Source organism: Moraxella sp. VT-16-12, from assembly GCF_002224245.2.
Taxonomy (GTDB): Bacteria; Pseudomonadota; Gammaproteobacteria; order Pseudomonadales; family Moraxellaceae; genus Moraxella.
Map to the genome: position 1 here is coordinate 1 of NZ_NKHK02000020.1, position 2,789 is coordinate 2,789.

The 2,789-nt window shown below is 42.6% G+C and carries 3 protein-coding genes and 1 pseudogene; all 4 read left to right on the plus strand.

Going from position 1 to position 2,789, the window contains the following annotated elements; all coding sequences use genetic code 11:
- Positions 1-870, plus strand: a pseudogene (locus CEW93_RS10535) (DUF1983 domain-containing protein); the annotation flags it as partial.
- Positions 867-1,190: a hypothetical protein gene (locus tag CEW93_RS10540; protein WP_089540946.1), complete on the plus strand. Its 324-nt coding sequence runs from the start codon at positions 867-869 to the stop codon at positions 1,188-1,190. The pseudogene CEW93_RS10535 and the gene CEW93_RS10540, both read left to right, overlap by 4 nt.
- Positions 1,183-2,295, plus strand: coding sequence for a hypothetical protein (locus tag CEW93_RS10545; protein WP_089540948.1), 1,113 nt, complete (start codon positions 1,183-1,185; stop codon positions 2,293-2,295). The genes CEW93_RS10540 and CEW93_RS10545 overlap by 8 nt, the downstream gene beginning before the upstream one ends.
- 126 nt (positions 2,296-2,421) lie before the next feature.
- On the plus strand, positions 2,422-2,784 hold the full coding sequence (locus CEW93_RS10550; RefSeq protein ID WP_089540950.1) for a hypothetical protein: 363 nt from the start codon (positions 2,422-2,424) through the stop codon (positions 2,782-2,784).
- Positions 2,785-2,789 lie beyond the last annotated feature (5 nt).

Below are 2,789 nucleotides of genomic sequence, written 5' to 3' on the forward strand. Positions count from 1 at the left end.
GAATTTAAACAAGCCCAAGCGACCAAAGAGCAAGCAACAGCCCAGCGTATCGCTGCCCTTGACGCCGCATACAAACTTGCTGATACCACACTAACCGCTAGCTTGGCTCATGAAGAGCAAACAAGAGCCAGTACCAATGCGGCACTTACGCAAAGAGTGGACAGTTTGCAAAGCACGGTAAACGGCAACAAAGCCAGTATTGATGCTCAGTTACGCACTTTATCTGAAAAAGACAAAGCAACAGCCCAACAACTATCCCAGTTTGGAGCAAATCTTGGACAAAAAGCCGATGCCGCCGCCCTGAACAACTTGACGACCAAGGTCAGTCAAGTAGAAGGTCGTATCAACGCAGAAGCAAGCAAATACAGCACACTACAAACCACGGTTGGACAGCATACCGCCAGCATTCAACAACATAGCCAATCCATTAATGGGCTAAAAGCTCAGTGGACGGTAAAAGTTGAAAGCGGTGGGGTGGTTGCTGGCATTGGTTTGGTAAGCTCAAACGGCAAGTCAAGATTTGCCATTCGTGCTGATGTTCTTGACGTAGTATCACCTGACGGCACTAAGCGACCGATGTTTAGTGTACTGACTGTCCCACAGACCATCAATGGGGTACTTGTGCAAAAGGGTAGTTATTTTGATACGGCGTTTATCGCTCACGGCTCTATCAATATGCTCCACATTGCTGACAGCATACAGTCTGATAACTATGTACAAGGCAGAAGTGGATGGCGACTGTTTAAAAATGGCACAATAGAGATTAACTCTACCTTTGGTGATGGCACAAAAATTCAGCTGACCAGCCGTGGTTTGGTGGGCTTTTATGCGAATGGCAGAAAGGCATTCGAGCTGGGGCATTTTTTATGATTGGGCTTAAAGTATGGGATGAGCAGGGGAAATTAGTTGAATATCTTTCGTCTGAACTGCTAAAAATAGACGGCTTTATTGTTGTACCAAAAACGCACACAGGCAAAGGCAATATCACTTATACGCCACCAGCAGGCACCAAGGCGGTGTATTTTGCCGTGCTGATAGCAGGGGTGGGCTTTGATGTGTTTGTCAAGAACATTAACATTACCCCCACAGCTAATGGGGCATCTTATGAGTTTGCCAAGGTTGATGACTTACTGATAGATAGAGCCATAACGGTAGATTATAAGATATATTACGGGCATATAAATGAGTAATTTTAAAGTTTACGATAAAAACGGCAAAGTGCAATTTGAAAGTCAAGACATTATTCTGACGCTCATCAAAGCTGACAGATTGCGTGCCTATCATATATCTTTGCGTGATGATGAGCTAAATAGCACGCCAGTATCAGCCAAACAAGCCGATTATTTGGGCTATATTGATGTCCCTACTCAAGATGATGTCTTGGGGTTCATTCATTATGATGCTTCTGTTGCAGATAATTTGGCAATCAGACACGCTTTTTCTGATGCTGTTGGGCTGTCTTATCGTGGCAAGGTCAGGCTTAAAAATGGTGGGGCAAGATACATCTTTGCTTCGCATTATTATATGTCCGATACTCGTCTTGAACAATATCGGGTTTATTTTTTTGGTAGATACATCAAAAAAGCAAAGGTGGGGCTGACTACTTATGACACAGATGGCAACATCACTTATACCAGTGATGGATACGCCCTAAAACTTAAAAAGGTCATCAGTCCGCTTTATGTCCCAAAAAACAAAGTGGATAAACAAAAAGTCATAGAGAGCTTGGATTTAGCGTCTTATGCAGGTATGTATCATACACTAGCACAAGAGCTTGGTATTGATTCTGGTCGTTATGATGATGAAACTTGTGTCCAAAAAATGCTTGAACTTATCTCACAAAAGTACGCCAATCCCAATTTTAGCTTTAAAACTGGCAATCGCCCCAATGAATTTGCCAACGAAATATTAAAGGCGGCAATGGGGCTAGACAATTCACAGCCTGAGTTGGCTTGGTTTTATCGCACTCTTGGCGATTGCAATTATCACTTGATGCAACAGGGGCGAAAATATGCCACCAGTTTAAGCACCACAGGTCTGACACATCAATATGACACAAATGGGCTGTGGCACATCATTTATGTTGGGTTTACCCCGCTTGGGCTTAATTCTGGCATTATCTACACAGGAGCGATACACAATCATATGTTTTATCAAGAGCCAATAGAAGTGTATGAGCGTATCATCAGGCATACAGGGCGGTTAGAGGTGAGCTATTATTCTCACTCATACACCGCGCAGGAGCATATTTTAGTGGCAGATGTAACCGATTTGCCGTTTCCTTATCAAACTTGAACTAGGAGCAAATATCAATTTGAACAAAATAGAAACCTTATTCTTTATGCTTGTGCTGATGGCATTGTTCATCGTGCAAGTGCTAACAATATACCGCCTTTGGGCGGTTTTTTAATGGAGCAATCTATGCCACAAAACCTAAGTAACATTCCTTTAATCATCAAAATCTTTGCTGTCATCATCGGGGCAATCTTTGCTTTGACCCTTTCTGGCGACATTGATAAAGACGGCAAGCTCAAGTTGTCATTTGGTGTTGCCATTAAATTTGCATTTAGTGCCTATTTTGGCTTGGCAGGTGGGGCATTCATCATTGAACATCAAAGCTGGCAGTTGTCTGTGATGAGCCAGTCTTTTATCTCAATGATTGTCTCTGTCTTTGGTATGCTTGCCGTGGGTATTATCTATCAAGCCGTCAAAATGATGGAAGGTAAGACGTTGCATGAGATTATCACTGAAATTAAGACAGCGTTTAAAGCGATTTTTAAGTAAGTTTA

Excerpts from the sequence above, each read along its gene's own strand:
- CEW93_RS10540 (WP_089540946.1), top strand. The coding sequence starts at position 867 with ATGATTGGGCTTAAAGTATGGGATGAGCAGGGGAAATTAGTTGAATAT.
- CEW93_RS10545 (WP_089540948.1), top strand. The coding sequence starts at position 1,183 with ATGAGTAATTTTAAAGTTTACGATAAAAACGGCAAAGTGCAATTTGAA.
- CEW93_RS10550 (WP_089540950.1), top strand. The coding sequence starts at position 2,422 with ATGCCACAAAACCTAAGTAACATTCCTTTAATCATCAAAATCTTTGCT.